The sequence below is a fragment of the Bacteroidota bacterium genome (genome assembly GCA_034723125.1).
Lineage (GTDB): Bacteria > Bacteroidota > Bacteroidia > CAILMK01 > JAAYUY01 > JAYEOP01.
In genome coordinates, this window is record JAYEOP010000207.1 from 1 (window position 1) to 3,467 (window position 3,467).

The 3,467-nt window shown below is 30.1% G+C and carries 4 protein-coding genes; 3 read left to right on the plus strand and 1 reads right to left on the minus strand.

The window, feature by feature from the left end; translation table 11 throughout:
- Nucleotides 1-448: 448 nt before the first annotated feature.
- From U9R42_05970 to U9R42_05980, 3 genes are read left to right on the plus strand one after another with little or no spacing between them, the layout of a single operon-like run.
- Nucleotides 449-1,453: a CBS domain-containing protein gene (locus tag U9R42_05970; GenBank protein MEA3495566.1), complete on the plus strand. Its 1,005-nt coding sequence runs from the start codon at nucleotides 449-451 to the stop codon at nucleotides 1,451-1,453.
- On the plus strand, nucleotides 1,450-2,448 hold the full coding sequence (aroF, locus tag U9R42_05975; protein MEA3495567.1) for a 3-deoxy-7-phosphoheptulonate synthase: 999 nt from the start codon (nucleotides 1,450-1,452) through the stop codon (nucleotides 2,446-2,448). Before U9R42_05970 ends, aroF begins: the two co-directional genes overlap by 4 nt.
- Nucleotides 2,449-2,459: 11 nt before the next feature.
- Entirely contained in the window at nucleotides 2,460-3,146 is a 687-nt protein-coding gene (locus U9R42_05980) for an HAD hydrolase family protein (protein MEA3495568.1), read from the plus strand.
- A 108-nt stretch (nucleotides 3,147-3,254) separates the two neighbouring features.
- On the opposite strand, the gene U9R42_05985 is transcribed toward U9R42_05980, so the two are convergent.
- A partial coding sequence (locus U9R42_05985; protein ID MEA3495569.1) for a type II toxin-antitoxin system HipA family toxin occupies nucleotides 3,255-3,467 on the minus strand: 213 nt, incomplete at its 5' end.

Below are 3,467 nucleotides of genomic sequence, written 5' to 3' on the forward strand. Positions count from 1 at the left end.
ACCAAATAAACAACTTAATGACAATTAAATGACAGCGAAGCAAATGACCACTAAATGACTATTGAAACAAATCACCAAATAAACAAATAAACAATTCTTTCATCAGATTGCTTCAGTCATACTTCCTTCGCAATGACGGTATAGTGGAGCTCAAATAAACAAATCACCAAATAAACAGATAACAAAATAAACAATTCTTCTTAGTGTTCTTTGCGTGAAATTACTTCTACACATCAGAAACCTCCTTTGTAATGGCGATAAAAAAAATCATTCGTTAAATTTGTGTAATTCGATGAAAAAAAATAAAATAACTTGCTATTTTTTTCCAACTTTCTGTGGTGATTTAACCATTGAAAAAATATTTGTCTTCATATATCAATTAAGCAATTGCAATTTTATATTTTTGCAAATATTTAAATATTCATCATTTGCAAGTTATTGACAATAAATGAAAATATCAGCATCAATATATTCAAGTAAAGAAAGCGAAAGGGAAGGTTTGATAAAAATGTTTGATGAACATAATATCGATTCTTTTCATGTGGATTGCAATGATGATATTGGTGTTTTTGATGATATTAAAGAAATTCGAAAATTAAGTTCCACACCTTTCGACCTTCATATTATTTCCTCTGAGCCTGAAAAATTTTATCCACTCATTGCCAAGTACAATATCGAATATGTTACTTTTCAGTATGAAGAATTAAAAAATTCAATTGATATTCCTGACTATGTAAAAGCTGAATGTGGATTAGCAATAGTTACTGAAACAGATATTAGTGTTTTTGATAAATATCATGATAAATTTTCCCATATTCTATTTATGGCAACAACTCCGGGCAAAAGCGGAGGTAGTTTTAATAAAGAAAATTTTCAAAAGATATCACGTTTCAAACAAAAATATCCTAAGAAAAAAATTCATATTGACGGTGGCGTTAATGCTGAACTATCTTTCATTTTTAGAAATGTAGGTGTTAATCTTATTGTTGTGGGTTCATATCTTTTTAAGTCAAATTACATTGGAGCATCTTTGCTTAACTTAAAAAGTGATAACATAAAATCTCATTATCTCGTTAAAGATTTTATGAAAAAAACTAATCTTCCATTAATGATAGATTCAGGAAATAGTTTTTTAGATGTTCTTAAAGCAATTGAAAAATATAATTTAGGATTTATAATTATTACAAACTCCGACAACAAAATGCTTGGCATTATTACAAATGCTGATATCAGGCGTGGAATGATAAAATATTTTGATGAAATTGATAAAGTAACAATCAAAGATATTATAAATTCTAATCCTGTTTTCATTTATGAAAATAAAACAGTTAGCGATTTACTGCAATTAGCAAATAGTATAAATTTCCCACTTTTGTACCTTCCTGTTACAGACAAAAACAAAAAAGTGGTAGGTACACTTTCATTTAACAAATTAATTCAAAGTGAATTATGATAATACATTTAACAAAAAATATTGACGAAACAAAAGCAGAAGATATTGCAAAAAATTCTAAATCAATTCTGATAAAAAAAGAAAATAAGTTTGTTTTAGTCAGTTCATCAAAAGTAACCAAAGTTCCCGAAAATATAAAAGAGTATGTTGAAGATAGCTATATTTTTGAAAACGACATTCAACTTGCTAGCCAAAATTATTTTGAGAAAAAACGCGAAATAAAAGTTGGCAACACTATTTTTGGTGGAGAAAGCAACAATACTGTTGTAATAACCGGTCCATGCTCCGTTGAATCGGAAGAACAAATTGAAAAATCAGTACAACTGTTAAAAAGTTTAGGACTTACAACTCTGCGTGCAGGAAGTTTTAAACCCAGAACATCTCCTTATTCATTTCAGGGTATGGGACTTGAAGGATTGAAATTATTAGCAAAAATCAGAGATAAACACAATTTAAATATCGTTACTGAAGTTCGTGATGCATCTCATATTGACCAAGTTATTGAATATGCAGATGTTGTTCAAATAGGAGCAAAAGCAATGTACGACCAAGGTATTTTACGAAAATGTGGAAAAAGCAATAAGGCAATTTTATTAAAACGCGGCTTTGGAGCAACATTGCAAGAATTTGTTCAAGCAGCAGAATTTGTTCTTTCCGGGGGTAATGAAAATGTTATGCTTTGCGAAAGAGGAATTCGTACTTTTGAAGACAAAACACGCTTTACCCTTGACCTTTGTGGCGTTTCATTTTTGAAAGAGCATACAAATTTACCTGTAATTCTTGACCCTAGCCATGCTATGGGCTATGCCTATGGAGTTCCCGACCTTGCAAGAGCATGTGTTGCAATGGGAGTTGACGGCCTTTTAATTGAAACACATCCGAATCCTTCAGAAGCAAAATCTGATGCAGCTCAACAATTAAATCATCAAGAATTTACTGATCTCTTTCACAGCTTAACTCCTATCGCAAAAGCAATAGGTAAAAACATTTTATAAGAAATATTATCATGAATTACTTTAAAAGAAACATTAAATACCTGAAAAAGAAACATAATATTTCAATAAATAAAATAGCGGAAACAGCAAAAAAAGAGATTATTTATATTGAACAATGTGAACGAGGAATAACTGCTCCCGATGCTGATACCCTAATTGCTTTTAGTACAATATTCAATATTTCAATTGATAAACTTATAAAAACTAATATCAGTGAATCTGAAAATCTCATAAAAAATAAAGACATAAAATTACTTGTTTGCGATATTGATGGCGTTTTAACTGACGGAGGAATGTACTACACTGAAAATGGTGATGAGATGAAAAAGTTTAACACAAAAGACGGTATGGCATTGCTTAACATCAAAGAAAAAGGAATAAAAACCGCACTTTTAAGCTCAGGCTTTAAAGCCAATATCGGTACCAATAGGGCAAAAACACTTAAAACTGATTTTGTTTATATTGGTAGGGACGCAAAACTCGGTATTCTTAAAAAATGGTGCAAGGAACTTGATATTGAGCTTTCGAATGTTGCATACCTTGGTGATGATGTTAATGACTTGGAAATAATCAAAGAGGTTGGTATTTCTGCATGTCCTGCAAATGCTATTTTGGAAGTAAAAAACTCAGTAAATATAATTCTTTACAGAAATGGTGGTGATGCTTGTGTAAGGGAGTTTGTTGATGGGTATTTTTAATTTTATTTGCTACAAATACACGAACTAATTGATTAGTGAATGTGTGTTTTAAAATAAAAACAAAGCAGTTTTAAAAATTAATGTTCAAACTCATTTTAATTAGTGCCTCTAAGAAAACGCCTTTGCTTTTAATTCTTGTTCTACTCTGGAAATACCATATTTTTGTGCTATATTTTTCCAATTTTTCACACTGCTTTTAACAACATCAATTATTTGTTTTGCTTTTGCTGTATCAAGATGAAAATATTCGTGTACTTCCATTGCCAATTCTAAGCTCAAAGCATTATCATTTTCTGAAATATTTAATTTCAAAGCTGTTCC